21 protein-coding genes and 1 tRNA gene are annotated in these 24,355 nt (G+C 72.8%); 9 read left to right on the top strand and 13 right to left on the bottom strand.

Annotation, left to right across the window (positions count from 1 at the left end):
* Window positions 1-204 precede the first annotated feature (204 nt).
* The 5 genes from ACN28G_RS01930 (at window position 205) to ACN28G_RS01910 (ending at window position 7,052) form a co-directional block, all read left to right on the top strand.
* Window positions 205-1,989 carry an N-acetylglutaminylglutamine amidotransferase gene (locus ACN28G_RS01930; RefSeq protein ID WP_091434835.1) on the top strand — a complete coding sequence of 595 codons (1,785 nt, stop codon included), beginning with the start codon at window positions 205-207 and terminating at the stop codon, window positions 1,987-1,989.
* Between the two features lie 2 nt (window positions 1,990-1,991).
* Window positions 1,992-3,893 (top strand): N-acetylglutaminylglutamine synthetase, encoded by a 1,902-nt coding sequence (ngg, locus tag ACN28G_RS01925; RefSeq protein WP_091434833.1) that lies wholly within the window; start codon window positions 1,992-1,994, stop codon window positions 3,891-3,893.
* Window positions 3,890-5,074 carry an osmoprotectant NAGGN system M42 family peptidase gene (locus ACN28G_RS01920; protein ID WP_091445983.1) on the top strand — a complete coding sequence of 395 codons (1,185 nt, stop codon included), beginning with the start codon at window positions 3,890-3,892 and terminating at the stop codon, window positions 5,072-5,074. The genes ngg and ACN28G_RS01920 overlap by 4 nt, the downstream gene beginning before the upstream one ends.
* 544 nt (window positions 5,075-5,618) lie before the next feature.
* On the top strand, window positions 5,619-6,533 hold the full coding sequence (locus ACN28G_RS01915) for a ribonuclease Z (protein ID WP_421478240.1): 915 nt from the start codon (window positions 5,619-5,621) through the stop codon (window positions 6,531-6,533).
* 9 nt (window positions 6,534-6,542) lie between these two features.
* A complete protein-coding gene (locus ACN28G_RS01910) occupies window positions 6,543-7,052 on the top strand; it encodes a GNAT family N-acetyltransferase (protein ID WP_091434829.1) in 510 nt (169 codons plus the stop codon).
* A gap of 63 nt (window positions 7,053-7,115) precedes the next feature.
* On the opposite strand, the gene ACN28G_RS01905 is transcribed toward ACN28G_RS01910, so the two are convergent.
* From ACN28G_RS01905 to ACN28G_RS01895, 3 genes are all read right to left on the bottom strand, one after another.
* Entirely contained in the window at window positions 7,116-8,078 is a 963-nt protein-coding gene (locus tag ACN28G_RS01905) for a protocatechuate dioxygenase (RefSeq protein ID WP_091434826.1), read from the bottom strand.
* 191 nt (window positions 8,079-8,269) lie between these two features.
* On the bottom strand, window positions 8,270-9,640 hold the full coding sequence (locus ACN28G_RS01900) for a cystathionine beta-synthase (protein ID WP_421478239.1): 1,371 nt from the start codon (window positions 9,638-9,640) through the stop codon (window positions 8,270-8,272).
* A gap of 73 nt (window positions 9,641-9,713) precedes the next feature.
* Entirely contained in the window at window positions 9,714-10,070 is a 357-nt protein-coding gene (locus ACN28G_RS01895) for a YkvA family protein (protein ID WP_091434822.1), read from the bottom strand.
* Window positions 10,071-10,345: 275 nt separating this feature from the next.
* Between ACN28G_RS01895 and ACN28G_RS01890 the strand changes: the two genes are divergently transcribed.
* The 3 genes from ACN28G_RS01890 (at window position 10,346) to ACN28G_RS01880 (ending at window position 13,561) form a co-directional block, all read left to right on the top strand.
* Window positions 10,346-11,395: an SGNH/GDSL hydrolase family protein gene (locus ACN28G_RS01890; protein ID WP_091434820.1), complete on the top strand. Its 1,050-nt coding sequence runs from the start codon at window positions 10,346-10,348 to the stop codon at window positions 11,393-11,395.
* Window positions 11,392-12,192, top strand: coding sequence for an SGNH/GDSL hydrolase family protein (locus ACN28G_RS01885; protein WP_421478238.1), 801 nt, complete (start codon window positions 11,392-11,394; stop codon window positions 12,190-12,192). The genes ACN28G_RS01890 and ACN28G_RS01885 overlap by 4 nt, the downstream gene beginning before the upstream one ends.
* Window positions 12,193-12,298: 106 nt before the next feature.
* Window positions 12,299-13,561 (top strand): acetyl-CoA C-acetyltransferase, encoded by a 1,263-nt coding sequence (locus ACN28G_RS01880; RefSeq protein WP_091434816.1) that lies wholly within the window; start codon window positions 12,299-12,301, stop codon window positions 13,559-13,561.
* A gap of 210 nt (window positions 13,562-13,771) precedes the next feature.
* On the opposite strand, the gene ACN28G_RS01875 is transcribed toward ACN28G_RS01880, so the two are convergent.
* The 3 genes from ACN28G_RS01875 to ACN28G_RS01865 form a co-directional block, all read right to left on the bottom strand.
* Window positions 13,772-14,095, bottom strand: coding sequence for a hypothetical protein (locus ACN28G_RS01875; RefSeq protein WP_091434814.1), 324 nt, complete (start codon window positions 14,093-14,095; stop codon window positions 13,772-13,774).
* A gap of 377 nt (window positions 14,096-14,472) precedes the next feature.
* Window positions 14,473-15,288 carry a Bax inhibitor-1/YccA family protein gene (locus ACN28G_RS01870; protein WP_091434812.1) on the bottom strand — a complete coding sequence of 272 codons (816 nt, stop codon included), beginning with the start codon at window positions 15,286-15,288 and terminating at the stop codon, window positions 14,473-14,475.
* A gap of 109 nt (window positions 15,289-15,397) precedes the next feature.
* Window positions 15,398-15,478, bottom strand: a tRNA-Leu gene (locus ACN28G_RS01865).
* A gap of 362 nt (window positions 15,479-15,840) precedes the next feature.
* Here ACN28G_RS01865 and ACN28G_RS01860 point away from each other — a divergent pair.
* Window positions 15,841-17,730 (top strand): hypothetical protein, encoded by a 1,890-nt coding sequence (locus tag ACN28G_RS01860; RefSeq protein ID WP_421480843.1) that lies wholly within the window; start codon window positions 15,841-15,843, stop codon window positions 17,728-17,730.
* Window positions 17,731-17,790: 60 nt separating this feature from the next.
* Here the strand turns inward: ACN28G_RS01860 and ACN28G_RS01855 are convergent, their stop codons facing one another.
* The 7 genes from ACN28G_RS01855 to ACN28G_RS01825 form a co-directional block, all read right to left on the bottom strand.
* On the bottom strand, window positions 17,791-19,122 hold the full coding sequence (locus ACN28G_RS01855; protein ID WP_091434810.1) for an NAD(P)/FAD-dependent oxidoreductase: 1,332 nt from the start codon (window positions 19,120-19,122) through the stop codon (window positions 17,791-17,793).
* A 91-nt stretch (window positions 19,123-19,213) separates the two neighbouring features.
* On the bottom strand, window positions 19,214-19,774 hold the full coding sequence (locus tag ACN28G_RS01850; protein ID WP_091445980.1) for a hypothetical protein: 561 nt from the start codon (window positions 19,772-19,774) through the stop codon (window positions 19,214-19,216).
* Window positions 19,771-21,144, bottom strand: a complete 1,374-nt coding sequence (locus tag ACN28G_RS01845; RefSeq protein WP_189021530.1) for a DUF58 domain-containing protein — start codon at window positions 21,142-21,144, stop codon at window positions 19,771-19,773. The genes ACN28G_RS01850 and ACN28G_RS01845 overlap by 4 nt, the downstream gene beginning before the upstream one ends.
* Window positions 21,144-22,145: an AAA family ATPase gene (locus ACN28G_RS01840; RefSeq protein WP_421478237.1), complete on the bottom strand. Its 1,002-nt coding sequence runs from the start codon at window positions 22,143-22,145 to the stop codon at window positions 21,144-21,146. Before ACN28G_RS01840 ends, ACN28G_RS01845 begins: the two co-directional genes overlap by 1 nt.
* Window positions 22,142-22,729, bottom strand: coding sequence for a hypothetical protein (locus ACN28G_RS01835; RefSeq protein WP_091434806.1), 588 nt, complete (start codon window positions 22,727-22,729; stop codon window positions 22,142-22,144). Before ACN28G_RS01835 ends, ACN28G_RS01840 begins: the two co-directional genes overlap by 4 nt.
* A gap of 31 nt (window positions 22,730-22,760) precedes the next feature.
* Window positions 22,761-23,513, bottom strand: coding sequence for a DUF4129 domain-containing protein (locus ACN28G_RS01830; protein WP_421478236.1), 753 nt, complete (start codon window positions 23,511-23,513; stop codon window positions 22,761-22,763).
* A gap of 80 nt (window positions 23,514-23,593) precedes the next feature.
* Window positions 23,594-24,307: a uracil-DNA glycosylase gene (locus ACN28G_RS01825; RefSeq protein WP_421480842.1), complete on the bottom strand. Its 714-nt coding sequence runs from the start codon at window positions 24,305-24,307 to the stop codon at window positions 23,594-23,596.
* Between the last annotated feature and the right edge of the window lie 48 nt (window positions 24,308-24,355).

Here is a 24,355-nt window from a genome sequence, read left to right as displayed (position 1 = left end):
GGCGAATCGCCCGCGCGGCAGGGTCGGCAGTTTTGTGGTCAACACCACACCGCTGATGCGGCAAAACAGGATGAACGTCCCCGCGCTTTTCGGACTTTTCCGCAGTATGCACCCTACCCAAAGCCCGCAACCGTATCAGCCTGTTGCACCATCGCCCACTAGCCGAACGGGCAATTCTCCGGCATTCCTGGCACCATTGACCGCATGTGCGGACTGGCAGGGGAGCTCCGGCGGGACGGTCGCGCCGCCGACGTGTCGGCGGTGGCCCGCATGGCGGCGACGATGAGTGACCGGGGGCCGGACGACGGCGGGCTGTGGGCGCAGGGGCCGGTGGCGTTCGGTCACCGACGACTGAAGATCATCGACCTCTCCGCCGCCAGTGGTCAACCCATCGTCGACTCCGCCGCCGGACTCACCGGCGTCTTCAACGGCTGCGTCTACAACTACCGCGAGCTGCGCGAGGAGCTGCAGGCCAAGGGCCACCGCTTCTTTTCCACCGGGGACAGCGAGGTGGTGCTCAAGGCGTACGCCGAGTGGGGTCTGGACTTCGTCGACCACCTGATCGGCATGTTCGCCGTGGCGATCACCGAACGGGCCACCGGCCGGCTGGTGCTGGCCCGCGACCGGCTCGGCATCAAGCCGCTCTACGTCGCCGAGACGCCGGGCGTGGTGCGCTTCGCCAGCACGGTCCCCGCCCTGCTCGCCGGCGGCGACGTCGACACCGACCTCGACCCGGTGGCGCTCGCCCACTACCTCAGCTTCCACAGCGTCGTCCCGCCGCCGCGGACCATCCTGCGCGGCGTACGCAAGCTCCCGCCGGCCACCGTCCGGGTCTACGAGCCCGACGGGCGGGTCGACGAGCGGGTCTACTGGGACCCGTCCTTCACCCGCCGGGCCGACCGGGCCGACTGGTCGGCCCGGGACTGGGAGGACGCCCTGCACGAGTCGCTGACCACCGCGGTACGCCGCCGGATGGTCGCCGACGTGCCGGTCGGCGTGCTGCTCTCCGGTGGCCTGGACTCCAGCCTGGTGGTGGCGCTGCTGGCCGGTGAGGGCCAGCGCGGCCTGGCCACCTTCTCGATCGGCTTCGACTCGGTGGGCGGTCGGGAGGGCGACGAGTTCCGCTACTCCGACGTGGTCGCCAAGACCTTCGACACCGACCACCACCAGATCCGGGTCGCCGCCCAGGACCTCCTGCCCCCGCTGGAGGCGGCGGTCGCGGCGATGGCCGAGCCGATGGTCAGCCACGACTGTGTGGCGTTCTACCTGCTCAGCCAGGAGGTCGCCCGGCACGTCAAGGTGGTCCAGTCCGGTCAGGGCGCGGACGAGATCCTCGGCGGCTACCACTGGTACCCGCCGCTGGCCTCGGTCGGCCGGGAGCAGGCGGTCGAGACGTACGCGAAGGCCTTCTTCGACCGGGACGCGGCCGGGCTGGCCCGGGTGCTCGACCCGGCCTGGCTGGCCGACGGCGATCCGGCGCGCGAATTCGTCGCGGCGCACCTGGCCCGCGCCGGTGCCGAGACCGCGGTCGACGCCGGTCTGCGCCTGGACACCCAGGTCATGCTCACCGACGACCCGGTCAAGCGGGTGGACAACATGACGATGGCGCACGGGCTGGAGGCCCGGGTGCCCTTCCTCGACCACGAGTTCGTCGAGCTGGCCGCTACCTGCCCGCCCGAGCTGAAGCTGGCCCAGGGCGGCAAGGGCGTGCTCAAGGAGATCGGGCGGCGGGTCCTGCCGCACGAGGTGATCGACCGACCCAAGGGCTACTTCCCGGTGCCCGGCATCACCCACCTGGAGGGCAAGCTGCTCGACCGGGTACGTGACGCGCTGGGTGCCCCGGAGGCCCGCCGCCGCAACCTGTTCCGTCCCGACTACGTCAACACCCTGCTCGACGCCCCGAACGCCGAACTCACCCCGTTGATGGGAAACAAGCTGTGGCAGCTCGGACTCCTCGAGATGTGGCTGCAGAGCCACGGAATCGACTGACCGTGACCGACACCCTGGCCACCGGAGTGGCGCGTACCGACCGGTCCCGTGGGCGCGGTAGCCGCTACGAGCGGGTCGGGCCGGGCGGCGACCCGATGGCCCCCACCGCCGCGGACGACGCCGTCCGCCGGTCGGGCGACGACACCGGTGTGGTCCTCGACTGCGGCTGGGGCCGGTTGGTCTTCGGGCAGACCTTCAGTGAGCAGGCCGCCGTGGCCGACGTGCTGCGTTCGGAGGCCGCCGGTGCCCGGGACATCTGCGTCTACCTGCGCGACCCGCACGTGCTGGTGTCCCGACTGCCGGACGAGATCTTCATCGACCCGTCCCTGACGTACCGGCTGCCGCTCGGTCCCGGCCGCTTCACCGGGACGGCCGGGCCGACCACCGACGACGGCATCGGCGACACCCCGCGGGCCGCTGCCGGTACCGGGGCGACAGTCGAGCACGGTGACGTCCCGGGACTGCGGATCCGTCAGCTGCGGGACGCCGCCGACGCGGACGCGGTGAACCGGATCTACGCCCGCAACAGCATGGTCACCGCCCCGGTCGACGTGCTGGTGGCCAACGCCGGCACGGACAAGTTCCTGCACCTGGTCGCCGAGGCGGTCACCGGCGAGATCGTCGGCACCATCACCGGCGTGGACCACACGGCGGTCTTCGACGACCCCGAGAACGGTGCCAGCCTCTGGTGTCTGACCGTGGACTTCAACCAGGCCCCTCCGGGCACCGGCCAGGCGCTGCTGCTGGAGCTGGCGGCCCGGCTGACCGACCGGGGGCGGGCCTTCGTCGACCTGTCGGTGCTCGCCGAGAACGAGGGGGCGATCCGGCTCTACGAGCGGCTCGGCTTCTACCGCATCGCGACGCTCTGCGTGAAGCGGAAGAACCCGATCAACGAGCGGCTCTTCCTGCCCGGCGTGCCGGTGGGCTACGACGAGTTGAATCCGTACGCCAGGATCGTCGCCGACGAGGCGATGCGCCGCGGCATCCGGGTGGAGGTCACCGACCCGCACTGGGGTGAGCTGCGGCTGAGCAACGGCGGACGGACGGTGCTCACCCGGGAGTCGCTGTCGGAGTTGACCACGGCGGTGGCGATGAGCCGCTGCGACGACAAGCGGGTCACCCGCCGGATCCTCACCGCGGCCGGCCTCTCGGTCCCCCGGGGCCGCACCGCGACCCGGGACGAGGCCGATGCGGCCTTCCTCGCCGAGCTGGGTGAGGTGGTGGTCAAGCCGGCCCGCGGTGAGCAGGGCAACGGCATCACCGTCGGGGTACGCACCCCGGAGGCGCTGGTCACCGCCGTCGCGTTGGCCTCCCAGTTCTGCCCGGACGTGTTGATCGAGGAGCTGCGCGCCGGCGAGGACCTGCGGGTGATCGTGATCAACCACGAGGTGGTGGCCGCCGCGGTGCGCCGGCCCGCGTCGATCACCGGTGACGGGGTGCACCCCGTCGGCAAACTGATCGAGCGGCAGAGCCGTCGCCGGGCCGCCGCCACCGGCGGTGAGTCCCGGATCCCGATCGACGACCTGACCCGGGAGGTGGTGGCCGAGGCCGGGTACGCGATGGACGACGTGCTGCCCGAGGGGGAGGTGCTCGCCGTCCGTCGGACCGCCAACCTGCACACCGGCGGCACGATGCACGACGTCACAGGTGAGCTGCACCCGAAGATCGCCGAGGCGTGTGTGGCCGCCAGCCGGGCGTTGGACATCCCGGTCACCGGGCTGGACCTGCTGGTGCCCGCCCCCGACCGGCCCGAACACGTGTTCATCGAGGCCAACGAGCGGCCCGGCCTGGCCAACCACGAGCCCCAACCGACCGCCGAACGCTTCGTCGACCTGCTGTTCCCCGGAACACGGGCACCGCAACGGCTGTGGACTCCGGCGGGTGCGGCACCATCTGGGACATGACCGCACGCACCATCGCTCCGCTCAAACTCGATCTTGACTACCTCCAGCAGGTGATGTTGGAACTGTTGGACATCCCGAGTCCGTCGGGGCGTACCGACCACGTGCAGCAGTACGTGGGTGAGCGCCTCTCGGCACTCGGCATCTCGTCCACGCTGACCCGCCGGGGCGCGCTCAGCGCGTGCCTGGCCGGCCCTCGGCAGACCGGGGCCGACCGGGCGATCGTGGTGCACACCGACACCATCGGCGGGATGGTGAAGCGGCTGAAGGAGAACGGCCGGCTGGAACTCAAGCCGATCGGCACCCACAGCGCGCGGTTCGCTGAGGGCGCCCACGTCCGGATCTTCACCGACGAACTGGACCAGGTCATCACCGGTCAGGTGCTGCCGTTGAAGGCCAGCGGGCACCGCTACAACGACGACGTGGACCTGCAGGGCGTCGGTTGGGAGCACGTCGAGGTCCGGGTGGACGAGCCGGTCGAGGGCATCGCCGGCCTGCGGGCGCTCGGCATCGACGCCGGGGACTTCGTGGCCATCATCCCGACGGCCACGATCACCCCCAGCGGGTACGTCAAGTCCCGGCACCTGGACGACAAGGCCGGGGTGGCCGCGGTGCTGACCGCGTTCAAGGCGATCGTCGACGCCGGGATCACGCCGGCGGTCACCGCCCACCTGCTGGTCACGGTCACCGAGGAGATCGGGCACGGGGCCAGTCACGGCCTCGACCCGGACGTGGCCGAGATCATCTCGGTGGACGCGGCCGTGGTAGCTCCCGGACAGCAGTCCCGGGAGACCTCAGCCACCCTGGCCATGGGCGACGGGGTGGGACCGTTCGACTACCACCTGACCCGCAAACTCGCCGGCATCGCCGCCGAGCACGGGGTCGACCTGGTCCGGGACGTCTTCGACTACTACCGCTCGGACGTGGCGGCGGCCGTCGAGGCGGGGGCGCACGCCCGGGTGGCGTTGCTCGGTTTCGGCGTGGACGCCACCCACGGGCACGAGCGCACCCACCTGGAGGGGCTGCGCCACCTGACCCAACTGCTCTGCCTCTACCTGCAGAGCGACCTGGTCTTCCCGGAGTGGGACGCCGAGCCCGAGGGGGAGCTGGCCGACTTCCCGTCCCTGTCGGTGCAGCCGGCCAGCGAGGAGGGCCCCCGCGAGGGCCCCATCGGCCTCGACTGAGGTGTAAGGAAGGGCCCCCGCTTAACGCATAACGTCGAGAGGGTGCCCCTTCTCACCAACCATCTGGCCGTCGAGCCGCTCGGCCTCGCGCAGCGGGGCGGTGCGGGCCTCGCGCAGCGGGGCGGTGCGGCGCAGTCGCCGATGTCCCGCTTGCGCAGCGGTCCGTGGTCGGTGACCGGTTTCCCGCCACCGCACGAGGCGCCGGACACCTCCCGACGCCGTGATCCGCCGCACCAGGAGAGAAGAACTCCGAAAAAGGAGTACCGGACCCGGCCGACGACTGGGTAGCGTGGCGGTACACGGGAAAGGAGGTGGTCCAGACTTGTATAGCAATCGGACTCGTGAGGTGGCTGTCCGCTAGCCGCTGTCCTCGACAGTGAAAACTCGTCCGTCGCGAGGCGGACACGCAAGATCGTCGAGACCGTGTGGCAGCGGTGCGGCGAAACCACGACAGCCACCCGACCCCCGGGGTGCCGGCCCAAGTCCAGCCGGCCCGCGCGCGAGCGCGGAAGCCCCGGGGGTCGCTTCATGTCCGGGAGGGCCCTTGTCCACGCGGGAACTGGTGGTGCTCGGGACGGCCAGCCAGACGCCGACCCGGCAGCGCAACCACAACGGGTACGTGCTGCGCTGGGACGACGAGGTGATCCTCTTCGACCCGGGCGAGGGCAGCCAGCGGCAACTGCTGCACACCGGCGTCACCGCCACCCAACTGACCCGGATCTGCGTCACCCACTTCCACGGCGACCACTGCCTCGGCCTGCCCGGCCTGATCCAACGGCTCAGCCTGGACCGGGTCCCGCACCCGGTGCCGGTGCACTTCCCCGCCGGCGGCGTCGACTACTTCGCCCGGCTACGGCACGCCAGCTCCTTCCACGAGACCGCCGAACTGCGCCCCGAGCCGGTCGACACCGACGGCGCGCGGTTCGCCCTGACCGGAGCGACGCTCCAGGCCCGCCGACTGCGACACCCGATCGAGACCTACGGGTACCGGGTGGTCGAACCGGACGGCGTCCGGATGCTGCCCGAGCGGCTGTCCGCGTACGGCATCGTCGGGCCGGCGGTCGGCGAGCTGCAGCGCGCCGGTTACCTGGAGGTCGGCGGGCGTCGCGTCACCCTGGCCGAGGTGAGCCGGCCCCGACCCGGGCAGCGGTTCGCCTTCGTGATGGACACCGGCCTCTGCGACGGGGTGTACGCCCTCGCCGAGCGGGCCGACCTGCTGGTCATCGAGTCGACCTTCCTCAACTCGGAGGCCGCCCTCGCCGCCGAGGTCGGCCACCTGACCGCGGCGCAGGCCGCCCGGGTGGCCACCGAGTCCGGGGTACGCCGACTCGTGCTCACCCACTTCTCCCAGCGGTACGCCGACCCGGAACGCTTCGCCGCCGAGGCGCGGGAGCACTTCGCCGGGGAGCTGGTGATCGCCGAGGACCTGAGCGTCGTACCGGTGCCACCCCGGCGGTAGCCTCGGACGGTGACGCTCACCCTCCGCCACGCCACCCTCGACGATCTGCACCCGGTCGGTGCCCTGCACCACCGCTCCCGGGTCGCCACCTACTCGGCGTTCCTGCCGGTGGAGGCGCTGGCCGAGCCGTCCGCGCAGGCGATGGGGGCGTACTGGGCCGAACGCTGGGTCTGGGAGCGCGACGACCACCTGATGACCGTCGCCGAGCGCGACGGCCAGCTGGTGGGCTTCAGCTACCTGGGCCCGGACGACGGTGGCGACCCGGCCACCGGCCTGCTCAACGCCCTGCACCTCGACCCCGCCGAGCGGGGGCGGGGCACCGGCCGGTTGTTGATGGTCGACGCGCTGGCGGTGATGCGGGACCGGGCCTGGCGGCGGGCCACCCTCTGGGTGCTGGAACGCAACACCCTGGCCCGCCGGTTCTACGAACGGGGCGACTGGCGGCCCACCGGTGAGCGCCGTACGGACCGGATCGGCACCATCCCCACCACCCAACTCCGCTACCACCGCCCCGTGTAAGGAAGGGCCCCCTGTTAACGCTTTAGGTAGAGAGGGGCACCCCGCTCACCATCCGGATGCGGGTCAGGAGCCGTCCTGGTCGGAGTCGACCGAGAAGTTGATCACTCCGAGGAAGCCGTCTCCCTCCTCGCTCAGCGTCAACAGCATGCTGTCGGCGTAGATGCTGTCGTTGTCGTTGAAGGTGTCCCGGCCGCTGTGCGCGGCGTACGGCTGGGCGGCGAAGACCTTCGTGTTGAGCGCCTCGTCGAACATGACCTGGGTGGTGAGCACCCGACTGTTGTCCACGTGCACCATGGCGTGCACGTGGACGGTGCGTCCCCGGTACCAACCGGGCCAGATGGTGGTGAACTCGACGATCCCATCGGCGTTGGTGACCTGCGCCCCGCGCAGGTACCGCTGATCGTCGGTCGGGGTGAGGTCTGCGGCCCCGCCCCCGTCGCCCCTGGGTCCGCCACTGCCCGGGGCACCGCCCGCGGCACCGCTGGGCGGCGCACCAGCGTCACCCGGACCACCGCTCGGCGGCGTACCAGCGTCGCCTGGACCGCCGCTCGGCGGCGTACCAGCATCACCCGGACCACCGGCAGCGCCGCCGGGCCCGTCGTCCGCGCCCGAGGACTGCGCCTCAGCGCCCGAGTAGAGCCCGGCGGCGTCGCAGTGCCAGATCTCCACCACCGCGTTCGGCAGGGGCCCGCACGCCTCGCTGTCCTGCACCCGGATGGCCAACCGCAACCGGGTACCGGCCCGGTCCTCCCGGATGTCGCTACGGATCTTGTCGGCGTCGAAGTAGTACGGGCCCTGGGTGGTGCTCGCGGTGAGCGTGCAGGTGTTCGCATCGGCGAACAAGCCGGTCAGGTCGCTCGTGGTGCTGGCCTGCGGGGTGACGGTCTCGCCGGTCGACGTGGTGACGGTGCCCCCGTCCCGGCCGCAGGCGGTCAGCAGGCCGGCCAGGCCGACCGAGCCGATCCCGGCGATCAGCCGACGCCGGCTGACCCGTTGCCCCTCGTGGTGGTCGTGGGCGTGTTCCATGCGGTCCTCCCAGGTCCGTGGTGGATCAGGTGATCCACCACGGACGTTAGGGAGACCGGTTACGCGGGCGCTGTGCGGCGGGTGTGCTGGCGCTGTGGATCCGGCCAGCCTCGGGTCCCCACCCGCGTACGGTAAGAAGGGAGCCCTTCTATACCGCAGGCGTTAACAGGGGGCCCTTCCTTACACGCGGGTCAGTGGGCGCCGAGGTGGGCCAGCAGGTCCTGTCGGGTGAGTACACCCTTGGGCTTGCCGTCGACCAGGACCAGCGCGGCGTCGGACTTCTCCAGCAGGCCCACCGCCTCGCTCACCGGCTGCCCGCCACCGATCATCGGCAGTGGGTCGGCCATGTGCCGCTCGATCGTGTCGTGCAGGTGCGCCTGACCGGTGAAGAGGGCGTCGAGCAGGTCCTTCTCGGCGATCGAGCCGGCCACCTCGCCGGTGACCACCGGCGGCTCGGCCTTGAGCACCGGAAGCTGGGAGACGCCGTACTCGCGCATGTAGTCGATGGCGTCGCGGACCGTCTCGGTCGGGTGCACGTGGACCAGCTCGGGCAGGCCACCCGGCTTGCTGGACAGGGCGTCCGCGACGGTCGGCTCGGTGCCGGAGGCGGTCAGGAAGCCGTACCGGGCCATCCAGGCGTCGTTGAAGATCTTGGACAGGTAGCCCTTGCCGCTGTCCGGCAGCAGGACCACGACCACGTCGTCCGGGCCGGCCTTCCGGGCGATCTCCAGCGCGGCGACGACGGCCATCCCGCAGGAGCCGCCGACCAGCAGCCCCTCCTCGCGGGCCAGCCGCCGGGTCATCTCGAACGAGGCCTTGTCCGACACCTCGACGATCTCGTCGGCGACGGAGCGGTCGTAGGTCTCCGGCCAGAAGTCCTCACCGACCCCCTCGACCAGGTACGGCCGGCCGGTCCCGCCCGAGTAGACCGAGCCCTCCGGGTCGGCACCGACCACCCGGACCCGCCCGTCGGAGACCTCCTTGAGGTACCGGCCGATGCCGGAGATGGTGCCGCCGGTGCCCACCCCGGTGACGAAGTGGGTGATCCGGCCCTCGGTCTGCTGCCACAGCTCGGGACCGGTGGTCTCGTAGTGCGAGCGCGGGTTGGCCGGGTTGCTGTACTGGTCGGGCTTCCAGGCGCCGGGGATCTCCCGGGCCAGCCGGTCGGAGACGTTGTAGTAGGAGCGCGGGTCCTCCGGGGCGACCGCGGTGGGGCAGACCACCACCTCGGCGCCGTACGCCCGCAGCACGTCCTGCTTGTCCTGGCTGACCTTGTCCGGGCAGACGAAGACGCAGTGGTAGCCCTTGAGCTGAGCCACCAGGGCCAGTCCGACGCCGGTGTTGCCGCTGGTCGGCTCGACGATGGTGCCGCCGGGCTTGAGGATCCCGGCGGCCTCGGCGTCCTCGACCATCCGCAGCGCGATGCGGTCCTTCACCGAACCGCCGGGGTTGAGGTACTCGACCTTGGCCAGCACGGTCGCCCGGATGCCCTCGGTGACGTTGCGCAGCCGCACCAGCGGGGTGTCGCCGATCATGTCGACGACGTTGTCGTAGTACCGCACCTCGTTGTGCCCCTCACTCCGGCCCCGGCGGCGGTGCCGGGCGCTGCTGACTCAACGCCCAGCGTACGTCCCGTCAGGGCACGACGTGTCCGGGGACCACCGGGCTGCGGGTCTTCTCCCACTGCAGGAAGCGCTCGGTCTCGGCGAGCACCGTACCGGCCAGCCAGGTGACCACCACGGCGTCGTCCACCAGGCCGAACACGCTCAGCATCAACTCGGGCACCAGATCCACCGGGGAGGCCACGTACGCCACCGCGGCGGTCATCAGGGCCAGTCGCAGACCGCCGTCGTACTCGCCCCGCATGCTGGCCCGGATCATCCGGGGTACCGCCGCCACCCGGGTGCCCAGCGCCGGCCCACCCCGGGACCCGGCGGCCAGCGCCCTCGCCAACGCGGTGAACGCCGCGGTCCGCTTCAGCGTCCTGCCCATCCCGTCGCCTCCTTCTGTCCTCGCCCATCGTGCGGGATCGCCGCAACCGGCAGCCACCCCGCCCGCCGCCGGCCCGCCCGCCGCGCCGCGCCGACCCGCCGCGCCGACCGGCCCGCCGCCGGCTCGCCGCGCCGTCCACTGCCCGCCGCTTCGGCACGACGGTACGGTCATCGACGTCCGACTGTCGGATCTGGTACCCAGAACCGTCGTCTTCCAGCCACCTCCCGGCCGTTCGACGACGGCGGTCTGTCGTAGCGGCGAGATAATGTCGCGGTATGGGGGTCGCTGGTTCCGTCGTACCGACTGGTCCGCGTTGGCAGCGCACCCGGCAGGTCGCCCGGTTCGCGGCGATCGGCACGGGTGCCACCGCGGCGGCCTTCGCCGCGGCCACCGGGGTGCTGCTCGGTCAGGCCCGGCAGGCCCGGCGCACCATCCCGATGGCCCAGGCACCCCCGCCCCGCTGCGACGGCGTCTACGGCCCACGGTTCCCCGGCCGACCGTTGACCCTGGTGATCCTGGGTGACTCCTCGGCCGCCGGCTACGGCGTGCACCGTCGCCGGGAGACCCCCGGTGGGTTGCTCGGCACCGGGTTGTCCCGCCGGTTGCGCCGACCGGTGCGGGTGCACCGCTTCGCCGTGGTCGGTGCGCTCTCCGCAGGGTTGAAGCCGCAGGTCGAGTCAGCGTTGGAGACCGCACCGGACGTTGCGGTGATCATGGTCGGTGGCAACGACGTGACCAACCGGTCGGCCCCCGGGGCGGCCGTGCGCCACCTGGTCGACGCGGTGCGCACGCTGCGCGCCGCGGGTTGTGAGGTGGTCGTGGGCACCTGCCCCGACCTGGGTGCGATCCGGCCGATCCAGCCGCCGCTGCGCTGGGTGGCCCGGCGGTGGAGCCGGCAGTTGGCGGCGGCGCAGACGGTGGCGGTGGTGGAGGCCGGCGGTTGGACGGTCTCGCTCGGCGACCTGATCGGCCCCCGGTTCACCGCCGATCCCGTCCGGATGTTCGCCTGGGACCGGTTCCATCCCTCGGCCCAGGGGTATGCGGCGGTCGCCGCCGCGCTGCTGCCGACCGTGCTCGCCGCGCTCGGCACCGGCCAGGAACGGCTACCGCTGACCCACGGCGAAGGCGTGCGGTCGCTGCCCCAGGCGGCTCAGGAGGCGGCCCACCAGGCCGGTACGGAGGTCAGCGGCACCGAGGTCAGCGGCCGTGAGCGTGGGCCGGCGGGGCGGTGGGCCCAGTTGCGCCGCCGGCACCCGGCCAGCGCCGCCACAATGCCGCGCCCCGGCACCACCGCCGAGTCACCCACAGTGGAAGGACTGTCATGAGCGGTCAGATCATCAGCGGTCTCACCGCCCGCCTCGGTCGGGCGGCGGCTCTCTCCGTGGTCGCCGGGACCGTGGGTGGCGCGGCACTGCTCGCTGGCGAGGTGCTCGCCGCCCGCCACCGTCGGTACGCCCAGCCGGAGTTCGGGTTGGGCCTGCGCGCCACCATCGGACGGCCCGGCGCGCCCGCCCTGCGGCTGGTGCTGCTCGGCGACTCCGCGGCGCTCGGGGTCGGCGTGACGCACCTGGAGGACACCGTCGGTGGCCTGCTGGCCGGCCTGCTCGCCGAGGGTCCGACCGGCCGCCTGGTGCACCTGTCCAGCGTCGGCGTTTCCGGCTCGCGCTCGACCGACCTGGCCACCCAGGTGGCCAGGTCGCTGCTGGGTGAGCCACCCGACGTGGCGTTGATCCTGATCGGCGCCAACGACGCGACCACCCTGCGCCGGCCGGCCGACTCCGCCGCCTACCTCGCCTCGGCGGTGCACCGGCTGCGGGAGGCCGGCGCCGAGGTGGTGGTGGGGACCTGCCCCGATCTGGGTGCCGTCCGGGCGATCGCGCCGCCGCTGCGACAGGTGGTCGGGTGGTCCGGCCGGCGCATCGCGTACGCCCAGACCATCGCGGTGCTGGAGGCCGGCGGCACCGTGGTTGACCTGGCCACCGAGACGGGTCCGGTCTTCCGGGCCGACGCCGGAACGCTCTGTCACGACGGCTTCCACCCGTCGGCCGACGGGTACCGGATCTGGGCGCACGCGCTGCTGCCCGCGGTCGCCGCCGCCGCGGCGGTCACCTCCCCGCACTGACGCCGCCGTAACCGTCGCCTCCGGTCCCACGGCGGCCCGCCGGGGTGACATTTCCCGCCGGGACGACGCCTTCCACGGAAAGTTACCTGCAGGTTAACGTTGGTTCATGCCGACCGAGTCGTCCCGCGACGCCGTCATCGTCGCCACCGCCCGCTCCCCCATCGGCCGGGCGCACAAGGGTTCCCTGCGCGACGTCCGTCCGGACGATCTCGCCGCCACCATCGTCCAGGCCGCCCTGGACAAGGTTCCCCAGCTCGACCCCACCGAGATCGACGACCTCCACCTGGGCTGCGGACTGCCCGGCGGTGAGCAGGGCTTCAACCTGGGCCGGGTGGTGGCCACCCTGCTCGGGCACGACACCCTTCCCGGTACGACCGTGACCCGGTACTGCGCGTCTTCGCTGCAGACCACCCGAATGGCGATGCACGCGATCCGGGCCGGCGAGGGCGACGTGTTCGTCTCCGCCGGGGTCGAAACCGTCTCCCGGTACGCCCGAGGCAACTCCGACGGCCTGCCGTCGGCGGCGCAGGCGCTGGTCGGCGGCGGATGGGAGAACCCGCGTTTCGCCGAGGCCGGCAAGCGGTCCGAACGCCGGGCGCAGGGCGACGCGGAGGTCTGGACCGACCCGCGCGAGGCCGGCGAACTACCGGACGTCTACCTGGCCATGGGGCAGACCGCCGAGAACCTCGCCCAGGTGTACGACGTCACCCGGGCCGAGATGGACGAGTTCGGCGTCCGCAGCCAGAACCTGGCCGAGAAGGCGATCGCCGACGGCTTCTGGGCCCGCGAGATCACCCCGGTCACCACGCCGGACGGCACCGTGGTCAGCACCGACGACGGCCCGCGCGCCGGAGTGACCCTGGCCGGGGTGTCCGGCCTGAAGCCGGTGTTCCGCCCGGACGGCCGCATCACCGCCGGCAACTGCTGCCCGCTCAACGACGGCGCGGCGGCCGTGATCGTGATGAGCGCCCAGCGGGCCCGGGACCTGGGCATCACGCCGCTGGCCCGGATCGTCTCCACCGGCGTCACCGCCCTCTCCCCGGAGATCATGGGCCTGGGTCCGGTCGAGGCTTCCCGGCAGGCCCTGCGGCGGGCCGGCATGACCATCGACGACGTCGACCTGGTCGAGATCAATGAGGCGTTCGCCGCGCAGGTCATCCCCTCCTACCGGCAGCTCGGCATTCCGCTGGAGAAACTGAACGTCGCGGGTGGCGCCATCGCCGTCGGCCACCCGTTCGGGATGACCGGGGCCCGGATCACCGGCACCCTGCTCAACGCTCTGGACTGGCACGACAAGAGCATCGGCCTGGAGACCATGTGCGTCGGCGGCGGCCAGGGCATGGCCATGGTCCTCGAACGCCTGAGCTGACCCGTACCACCGGCCGGAGGTGGGCCGTACCACCGGCCGGAGGTGGGCCGGCACGGGCATCGGTCGGACTGGTGCGGGCGCTTGGCCGGGCCGGTGCGGGCGCTTGGCCGGGCTATCCGGGACCGGGCTGGGCTCTCGCTGGGGCCGGGACGGGCTGGGCTGGGCTGGGCTGGGCTGGGCGACCGTTGGGCGGGTCGGCGGGAGCCGGTGTCAGAGAGCGCGCCGGGTGGCGGTCAGTTCCGCGTCGGCCCGCGCCAGCAGCTCGGCGGGCGGGTCGGCCGCGACCAGATCGGCGCTGACCACCCGGAGCTGGTCGGGCAGGGCCAGGTCGTTGGCCAGCCGGGGTACGGAACGTCGCGGCTGACCCTCCGCGTCGGCGGCGAGGTTGGCGATCTCCTGGACCAGCCGGTGCACCAGGTCGGCCCGGGAGACGTTGCCACCGGTGGCGATGGCCGCCCAGCGAGGCTGCTGCCAGTGCCCCACCTGCCGGGTCAGCAACTCCACCGCCCGCTGAAGGTCCACCCCTGCGCCCATCCGAGAGAGTCTACGGCCCTCAGCGCCCCGAGCGCCCCCGCAGCTGGCGGCTGGCGGCTGGCGGCTGGCGGCTGGTGGCTGGTGGCTGGCGGCTGGCGGCTGGTGGGCTTTAAAGATCTTGGAAGATTTCGGCCCCTGAACGAGGGGCACTTTTCTTCCAAGATCTTCTGCGGCACTCGAACCACGGCGGCGCTGCTGCTGCCTCGCCGGGACGGCGGAACGGCAGGACGGCGGGACGGCGGGACGGCAGGCTGTGGTGCGCTCGTGGAATGGGCGGGGGCAAGCCCTCGGGCGACTTCCGGGCCGAACAGCCCGGTGAAACGACCGGCGCCCGCCGCCGCGGGATCGCGGGGGCGGGCGCCGGTCGATGACGAACGTCAGTCGTCACCCTGGAAGTAGCTCAGCAGACGCAGGATCTCGATGTAGAGCCAGATCAGGCTGACCAGGATGCCGAAGGCGGCCGTCCAGGAGTAGCGCTGAGGCAGGCCCATCCGGACGCCCTCCTCCACCTCGTGGAAGCTGAGCACGAAGCTCAACGAGGCGACCACGATGCAGACCAGGCTGAAGCCGATGGCAAGTGGGCTGCCGTCGCGCAGACCGGTGTTGATGCCGAACAGCGCCAGCACCAGGTTGATCAGCATCACCGCGAAGAGGCCGACCATCACCGCGATCATGCCGCGGACGAACTTCGGCGTGGCCCGGATGACGCGCGCCTTGTAGAGCATCGCCATCAGGAAGAAGACACCGAAGGTGGCGGTCACCGCCTGCAGCACGATGCCGTCGTACAGCGACTCGAAGAACTTGCTGATCATGCCGACGAAGACGCCCTCGACGACGGCGTACGCGATCACCAACGCCGGGTTGGCCATCCGGGAGAACGAGATGATCATGCCGAGTACGAGGCCGACCACGGCCGCGCCGATCCACGCGGCGCCGAGCAGCGCGTCCGGCACCAGCACCCAGGCTGCTGCGGCGGAAGCGCCGACGATGGCCAGCAGCATGACGGTCTTGACCACCACGTCGTCGATCGACATGGGCGAGACGGTCGGCGGTGCGGCCGGGTACCCGGGCGCGCCCGGGTACTGCTGCGGATGGCCGGGCTGTCCGTACGGCCCGGTCGGGGCGTACCCGGCGGAACGCTCCCGCTCGGCCGCCTGGCCGAGACGGGCGAGCACCGGGTTCGAAGTCTTCACTTTCAGGCCTCCCTCAGGGGGTCGTCGCACGTGAACGTGCACCCCAAGAGTAAACGCCCGGGGCAGCCCAGCGCAGATCGGCAAGCTGGATGGAAGCTGAGAGTGTCGGTGCCCGGGGCGGGGATCGAACCCGCACGCCTTGCGGCAGCCGCTTTTAAGGCGGCCGTGTCTGCCTTTCCACCACCCGGGCGACCCCCACCGGCGTGGTCGACGCGCGGCGGTGCAGTGTCACGGTAACCGGTCCCGACCGGGCTGGCGTACCCTGCCCGGACCTCGCCGGCACGTCCCGGCGTACCCGGGTGGGTCCGGAACACTAGGGTCGAGGCCGTGACCAGCACAGCCCCCACGGCAGCCGAGGCCGGCTCGGACCAGCCGGTCCCACCGGGTGACCAGGCGACCCGCGACGAGCGCGCCGACCGGCCGCTGCCCGCCACCGCACGGTACCGCGCCGCGCTGGTCGCCGGCGTCCGGCAGTACCGCGCCGCGCTGGTCGCCGGCGTCCGGCAAAGCCCCGTCCGGCTGGTCACCGCCGCCAGGGAAAGCCCCGTCCGGCTGGTCGCCGCCGCCAGGAAAAGCCCCGCCGCGCTGGTCGCCGGCGTCCGGCGGCACCGGGCCGATCTGGTCGTCATCGGGATCTTCGTCCTGCTGGCCGGGTGGCTGACCCACGGTCTCTGGCCGGATCCGGCCCGCCGGGTGCTCGCGCTCAACCCGGAGGACCAGGCGCTGTACGAGTGGTTCCTGGCGGTGGACGCGCGGGCGCTGTTGGGTGACTTCTCGCTGCTCACCGAGAAGTTGAACGCCCCGGACGGGGTGAACCTGATGACCAACACCACGGTCATCGCGCTCGGCGTGCTCCTCGCGCCGGTCACCCTGGTCTTCGGTGCCCCGGTCACCTTCGCGCTGCTGGCCGGGGCGAACCTGGCCGGTACCGCGGTCGCCTGGTACCTGCTGTTCACCCGGACGACCGGGGTCCGGCGGCTGGCCGCCGCGCTCGGTGCCGGGCTGGCCGGGTTCGGGCCGGGCATCCTGTCCCAGAGCAACAGCCACCTGCACATGACGGCCCAGTGGCTGGTTCCGGTGATCGTCTGGCTGGTGGTCCGGCTGGTCCGGGCCGCCGACCCGGCCGCCGACGGCTCCCGTGACGGCGGGGTGGACCGGCGGCGGATGATCACCTCGTCGCTCGGGTTGGCCGCCGCCGTCAGCGCGCAGATCTTCATCGGCGAGGAGGTGCTCTTCCTCGCCGCCGTCACGTTGATCGTGATGACGCTCACCTACGCGGTCGCCGACCGGGCCCTGGTCCGCCGGGTGCTGCCGGGGTTCGCCGGCGGGCTGCTGCTCGCCGCCGGCCTCTCCCTGATGGTGGTGGGATACCCGCTGTGGTTCCAGTTCGCCGGCCCGCAGGGGGTCGCCGACGGAATGTTCAGCCCGTACTACTTCTCGGCGGATCTGAGCAGCTGGTGGACGTTCTCCCCGCTCTCGGTGGCCGGCAGCGCCGAGGCGGCCGGGCTGACCACCGGTCCGGCCGAGTACAACACGTTCCTCGGCTGGCCGCTGCTGGTGGTCGCCCTGGCCGGCACCGGCTGGCTCCTGACCGGCACCCGCCGCACCCCCGCGCCCGCCGAGGAAGCCGACCAACCCCACGCGCAGGCCACGACCGCCGAGCGGCCCGATGCGCAGCGCGGCTCCGGCCGTTGCGGGTACCGGCCGCTGGTGCTGGCCTGTCTGGTCTCCGCCCTGGTGATGGGCGGGCTGTCGCTCGGCCCCGACGTGGTGGTGGCCGGCGACCGGAGCACCGTGCCGGGGCCGTACCGGCTGTTGATGGGTCTGCCCGTGGTCGACGGCGCGCTGCCGATGCGGTTCGCCCTCGCCGTGCTGCCGCTGCTCGGGGTGGTGCTGGCGCTGGTCGTGGACCGGGCGCTGCGCGGTGGCGGCCCGACCCGGTGGATCGTGCCCGTTGCCGTGGCGGCGGCCCTGCTGCCGACGCTGCCGACGCCGTTGCCCACCGCCGAACGCCCGGCGCTGCCCGAGTTCATCACCGGCGGGCACTGGCGCGAGTGCGTGTCACCGGGCGGGGTGCTCGTCCCGGTGCCCGCTCCCACCCCGAAGGAACCCTGGCCGATGCGCTGGGCGACCGCCGCCGACGCCGAGTTCCGCCTGCCGGAGGGCTTCTTCATCGGCCCGTACGGCAAGGGCGGCACGGCGGCGATGGGCACCTTCAAGCAGCCCACCTCCGCCATGCTCGCCCGGGTCGCCAGGGAGGGCGGCTCGCCGGCGATCGGCGACGCGCAACGCCGGCAGGCGGCGCGGGACGCGGCCTTCTGGGGGGCGTCCTGCGTGGTGCTCACCGAGGACGCCCCGCACGTGGGCAACCTGCTCGCCACGTTGCAGCAGCTCTACGGCCCGCCCCGCCGGATAGCCGACGCCTGGATCTGGCGGGTCTGACCCGGCAGACAAACCGCCACCCTCCGGGACCCGCCAGGCAGGCCGCAACCGGCCGGGGCCTCAGGACCGCTTCGCGTCGACCGGCTGCGAGGCGACCTCGAACTCCTCACGCGGGTCGTGCAGCTGGCCGAGCGCGACCACCTCCCGCTTGAGGAAGAAGGCAAGCGTCCAGTCGACCACGACCCGGACCTTGCGGTTGAACGAGGGGATCCGGCTCATGTGGTACGTCCGGTGCATGAACCACGCCGGCCAGCCGGTCATCTTGATCCCGTACACCTGGGCGACGCCCTTGTGCAGGCCCAGGCTGGCCACGCTGCCGGCGTGCTTGTGCTTGTACTCCACCGGCTCCTGGCCCCGGATCACCGCGCGGATGTTGTCGGCCATCACGGCGGCCTGGCGCACCGCGTGCTGGGCGCTCGGCGAGCAGTACGCCCCGGGCGGGCCGGTCAGGTCCGGCACGGCCGCGCAGTCACCGGCGCTCCACGCCCCCTCGATCACCTGTTCGCCGTCGACCACCTGGAGGGTGGGCAGGCAGGTGACCCGCCGCCGCTCGTCGCGCGGGAAGCCGGTGGCGTCCAGCAGTGGCGAGGGCTTCACCCCGGCGGTCCAGACGATGGTGTCGGAGCGGAAGCTGTCGCCGTCGGAGAGTTTGACCAGCCCGTCGACGCAGGACTCCAGCCGGGTGTCCAGCCGGATGTCCATGTCCCGCTTGAGCAGCTGCTGCACCGTGTAGGCACCCATGTCCCGGTCGACCTCGGGCAGCACCCGCTGGGTCGCCTCGACCAGCACCCAGCGCATGTCGGCGGGCTTCAGCTCCGGGTAGTACCGCAGCGCGTCCCGGGCCATGTCCTCCATCTCGGCCAGCGCCTCGATGCCGGCGTACCCGCCGCCGACGAAGGTGAAGGTAAGCGCGGAACGGCGGACGTCCGGGTCGGTCGTGGCGGCGGCCACGTCGAGCCGGTCCAGCACGTGGTTGCGCAGGTAGATGGCCTCGCCGATGGTCTTGAAGCCGATGCCGTGCTCGTGCAGGCCGGGGATCGGCAGGGTGCGGGACACCGAGCCGGGGGCCACCACGACGTGGTCGTAGGCGATCTCCCGGGGCGGGCCGATGATCGGCTGGACGGTGGCGACCTTGCGGTCGTGCGCGATCGAGGTGACCGCGCCGGCCACCACCGTGCACTTGCGCAGCTCCCGGCGCAGCGGCACCACGGAGTGGCGGGGCGAGATGTTGCCGGCCGCCGCCTCGGGCAGGAACGGTTGGTAGGTCATGTGCGGCTGCGGGTCGACCACGATCACCTCAGCCTCACGGGAGCTGAGCTTCTTCGACAGCCGCAGGGCCGCGTACAGCCCGACATGTCCGGCACCAACGACAAGGATCCGCTTCGGATTCACGCTTACATCTTTCCCCGGCCGGCCCGCCTAATCCCGTCCACGCCCCTGTTCTGTGACGGAGCACAACCCTGTGACCTGCATGACGTGCCATTCACCTGCGTCGCAACAACCAGCCCAGCAGCCCGCTCAGGCCCACCGCCACCAGCAGCCCCGCCACCGTGACCGCGCGGAATCCGGCACCGGGCCCGACCGCCCCCACGGCGACCAGCAACACCCCCAGCACCGAGGTGGCCAGCAGCACCACCGCCGTCCGGGTCAACCAGCGGGTCACCACGTCCGGGTCGAGCACCGCGTCGTAGGGCAGCAGCGCCGCCAGCGCGCAGAGGGTGTGCGCCAGGTAGAGCGCCGCCGCCACGGCCAGCAACCGCCACAGCGCCACCGGGCGGCCGTACCCGGCGGTGGCCAGCCACCAGCCACCCACCGTGACCAGGGCCGCGAAGGTCGGCCAGAACCGGCCCGGTGACACCGCCGGCAACAACGCGACGACCGCCAGTACGCCGAGCGTCCGGCCGACCAGCAGCTCCGTCGGGTACGCCAGGACCAGGCCGGCCAGGGTGGTCAGGAAGATGCCGAAGCGGACCAGCAGCGGGGCGAGGGTGATCCGGGTGACGCCGTGCCGCAGCGCGCGCAGCCGGGCGGTGAGCGCCGTCACCGGGCACCCCCCCGGGGCGCGGTGGCCAGTCGGGCCACGTCCCGCAGCACCTCGTCCAGGCTGCCCGCCCCGGCCCAGCGGACCACCGGCACGCCGTGCTCACGGAGCTGGCCGATCATCGTGTCCCGGTCCAGCCGCCACAGCCGGTAGGCGACCTTCGCCCAGCCCGCGTCGCCCGGTGGGGACAGCTCGGTCGGCAGGGTGTCCACGGCCACCACGAACCGGCCCGAGCGGGCCAGCCGGGCCAGCATCTGCGCCGACCGCTCGTCCAACAGCGGGGTGAGCACCACCACCAGCGCGTCCGAGGAGAGCAGGTGCGGGCCGAAGACCTGGTCGTACGGCTCGTGCGGGGAGGACTCGGCGTGGGTGTCCAGCAGCCACTCCAGCACCGTCAGGTACTGCCGCCGGCCGGTGGAGGGGCGCAGCCGCCGGGCGGTCGGGCCGTACTCCAGCATCGAGACCCGGTCGCCCCGGTGCAGGTAGTGCTCGGCGATCGCGGCGGCGGAGCGGACCGTGGTGTCCAGCACCGAGGCGGCCCCGTCGACGCCACCGGAGCGGCCCGCCTCGGCCAGCACGTCGAGCAGGAGCACCACCTCGGCGTCCCGGTCCGACAGGGTCGCCGCGACGTGCAGTTGCCGGGCCCGCAACGAGACCCGCCAGTCGATGCGGCGCAGCCGGTCGCCGGGGGCGAAGACGCGTACCCCGGCCAGCTCACCGCCCTCGCCGGGGCGGCGGGACCGGTGCGCGCCGACCAGGCCGGCGGCCCGGGGCATCGCCTCCACCGCCTCGAACGGTTCGGTCTTCGGATAGACCCGGACCCGCTCCGGCTCGACCACCGTCGCCCGGGACACCAGCAGGCCGTCGGCGGCGGCGGCCCGCGCGCCGGCCGGGCCGAGCGGGTGCCGGCCCCACCGCCGGGCGGTACCGGTCAGCTCCAGGTCGACCGCCGCGCCGACGGGTACCGAGGTGACGAAGGGCCGGTCCGCGGTGCCGGGGGTCACGTCCACCTGGGCGCCACCGAAGCCGGCGCGGGTGATCCGCAGCCAGGGTGAGACCCGGGTGCGAACCACCGTCAGGTCGTAGGCCACCCGGTCCGGGTTGCCGACGGTGATCGCCGCGCTCAGCTCGCCCCCCTCGACCAGGTGCGCGTCGCCGGTGGCCACCCAGAGCTGCGGGGCGGCCGTCGGCCGGCGACGCAACGAGTACGCGGTGCCGAGCGCGAACGGCGCGGCAAGCACGACCAGGTCGGCCCGGCCGAGCAGCACCGCGGCGATCAACAGCAGCCCGGTGAGCAGCACCGCCCGCCCCAGCGCCGCGGTGGGTGTCCAGCCGGACGTCGGTTCCTGCTCCGGTGTGGTGTCAGCGGCCATCAGTACCCGGGCCGGCCGTGACTGGGCAGCGCGCCGCTGGCCGGCGCGGGGGTGGCGTCGAGCACCTCACCCACCACGAAGGACGGATCGACCCGGCGCAGCCACATCTCCGGACGCAGCGTGATCCGGTGCGCCAGGGCGGGCACCGCCACCTCCTTGACGTCCTCGGGCACCACGTAGTCCCGGCCGGCGAAGACCGCCCGGACCCGGGACAGCAGCAGCAGCGCCAGCGACCCGCGGGGCGAGGCACCGACCAGCACCGACGGGTGTTCCCGGGTGGCCGAGGTCAACGCCACGATGTACCGGCCGATGGAGTCCTCCACCACCACGTTCTCCAGCGCCGCCTGCATGGCCCGCAGCGTCTTGGCGTCGACCACCGGGGAGATCTCGGCCTCCTCGCGGCGGCGGGTCATCCGCCGACGCAGCACCTCCCACTCCTGCTCGGGCTCCGGGTAGCCGAACGAGACCCGCAGCAGGAACCGGTCCAGCTGCGCCTCCGGCAGCGGGTACGTGCCCTCGTACTCGATGGGGTTGGCGGTGGCCAGGACGTGGAACGGCTCGTCCAACCGGTAGGTGACGCCCTCCACCGAGACCTGCTTCTCCTGCATCGCCTCCAGCAGGGCGGACTGGGTCTTCGGCGGGGTCCGGTTGATCTCGTCGGCCAGCAGCAGGTTGGTGAAGACCGGCCCGGCGCGGAACGAGAAGTCCCCGCTGCTCTGGTCGTACAGGAAGGAGCCGGTGACGTCGGCGGGCAGCAGATCGGGGGTGAACTGCAGGCGGCGGAAGTCCAGCCCCAGCGCCTGGGCGAAGGAGCGTGCCGTCAGCGTCTTACCCAGACCGGGCAGGTCCTCCAGCAGGACGTGGCCGCCGGCCAGGATGCCGGCGAGCACCAGCTCCAGGGTGTCCCGCTTGCCGACCACGACCGTGCCGACCGCGTCCAGCACCGCCCGGGCCAGCCGGCCGACCTCGGCGGGGGAAATGGTGCGGTCCACGTCGTTCATATCTTCTCCAGATCGGCGACGATCGCCGCGAGATCGCGCGGCGACGGGGTGCGTCGGGGCGGGGTTTCCAGGAAGGTCCAGAGCTTCTCGCCGAGCAGGGCGCGGGCCCGGACCGGGTCGGAGTCGCGGGTCAGGCCGTGCCGCTGGCGCATCCGCTCGTCGGCCAGCTCACCGAGGCGGGGCAGCAGCACGCTGGTGAACCGCTCCGGCTTGCCCGCCGACCACTCCAGCGGCGCCCCCCAACCGTTGATCGCGGTACGCAGGGCGTCACGCGCCCCGAAGTTCCAGGTGCCCGGCTCCTCGCCGGAGTTGAGCCGGGTGCCCACCCGCCGGGTCGGCGGCGGCGCGAGCGCCCTGCTCACCCGGTGCACGGTGAGCACGGCGACCACCCCGGCCACCACCACCTCCAGCGAGACGGTGAGACCGACCGCACGCAGCACCGCGACCACCACCGCGCTGGCCGCCGCGGTGACCGCGAGAAACTTCAGCACCGCCCGGATCCGCCCACCGGAGCGGCGAGGCTCCACGGTGGCCGGTCGTTCCTCGTCGGAGCCGAGCAGGTCGTCGATGCTGGTGCTGCTCACCTGGACATCCCGTCCCCGGTACGCCGCCCGGTCACGCCGGCACCTCGTCCCCGGTCGACGAGTCGCTCCCGGCGGTGGCGGTCAGCTCGCCACGCAACCGACGCAACGCCACCCGGGCCTGGTCCCGGGTCCGTTCGTCGACGGCGCGGGGAGCGTACCGGGCCTCCCGGTAGACCTCGGCGAAGCCGGCCAGCACGTCGGCGCTGACGATCGCCGGCACCCCGGCGGTCGGGTCGCCCCGGAGCAGCCGGGTGACCAGGTCGGTGGGGGTATCGCCGGCCCGGCGCGGCACCCCGACCGTGGCGGCGGCCTCCTCCAGGCGTACCCAGCAGGCGATCACCGCCGTACGTGGATCGGTGTCGGTGTCGTCCAACTCGACCAGGCCGGCGTCGAGGGCGGCGACCACCTCCGCGGCGGTACCGGCAGCGGTGCGGGCCCGTTGCTGCGGCAGGGCCCGGGTACGCCGACGCAGCACGCCCCGCAGCAGCGTCCAGACCAGGTAGCCGGCGGCAGCCAGCAGGGCGACGCCGAGCACGGCGAGCGCACCGGTGGCCAGCCACGCCGGGATCTCCAACTGGGTGGCCTCGGCGTCCTGCCGGGGCTCGATCGGGATCGCGGTCTCGGCCACCCCTTCCGGGTACTCCGGCACCAGGGGGAGGTTCTCGGCGGCGGGCGGGATCCGCTGCGCCCCGATCGACGAGTGTCCCGCCGCGAACGCGGCCAGCCCGAGCAGGGCGGCAACCACCGCGATCGGCCACCACCTGCGCAGCACGCTGAACTCCACCGGCGGTTACCTCCGGGCCAGCGTCAGCTTCGGCCGGGGCGTACGCCGTACGTCCGTCATCGCCACCGCCCCACGCGATCTCAGTCCAACCCGGCCACCTGTTTCGCCCGGACGAACACGTCGTCCAGCATCCCCGGCGTCAGCCGCCCCGTGAAAGTGTTCTGCTGACTGACGTGGTAGCAGCCGAGCAACTCCGGTGCGGCCGTGCCGGACCAGTGTGCCCCATGGCCGAACGCCGGTCGCGGGCTGGGCGGGCGGACCCCGTACACGTCACGCAGCACCGGCCACCACGTGGCCCAGGCGAAGGCCCCGAGGGCGACCACGACGCGCAGGCTCGGCCGGATCAGCGCGACCTCCCGGTGCAACCATGGCGCGCAGGTGTCCCGCTCGGCCGGGGTGGGCTTGTTGTCCGGCGGCGCGCAGCGTACGGCGGCGAAGATCCGGGTGCCGGTCAACGCCAGTCCGTCGTCGGCGGCGACGCTGGTCGGCTGGTTGGCCAGGCCGGCCCGGTGCAGCGCGGCGAAGAGCACGTCACCGGAGCGGTCCCCGGTGAAGACCCGACCGGTCCGGTTGCCACCGTGCGCGGCCGGGGCGAGCCCGAGAATCGCGATCCGGGCGTCCGGTGCACCGAATCCGGGCACCGGCCGACCGTGGTACTCCTGCTCCCGGAAGGCCGCCCGCTTCGTGCGGGCCACCTCCTCGCGCCAGGCCACCAGCCGTGGGCAGGCGAAACAGTCGACCACCGCGCCGTCGAGGTCGGCCAGGTCGGCCGCCCGCGCCGCGCGCCCGACCACCTCCACCGGGGTACGCGACACCACGCCGCCCGGGTCGGCGGCGGCGGG

The sequence above is a fragment of the Micromonospora sp. WMMA1923 genome (assembly GCF_049179195.1).
Lineage (GTDB): Bacteria > Actinomycetota > Actinomycetes > Mycobacteriales > Micromonosporaceae > Micromonospora > Micromonospora yangpuensis.
This window is presented reverse-complemented; position numbering and strand designations above follow the sequence as displayed.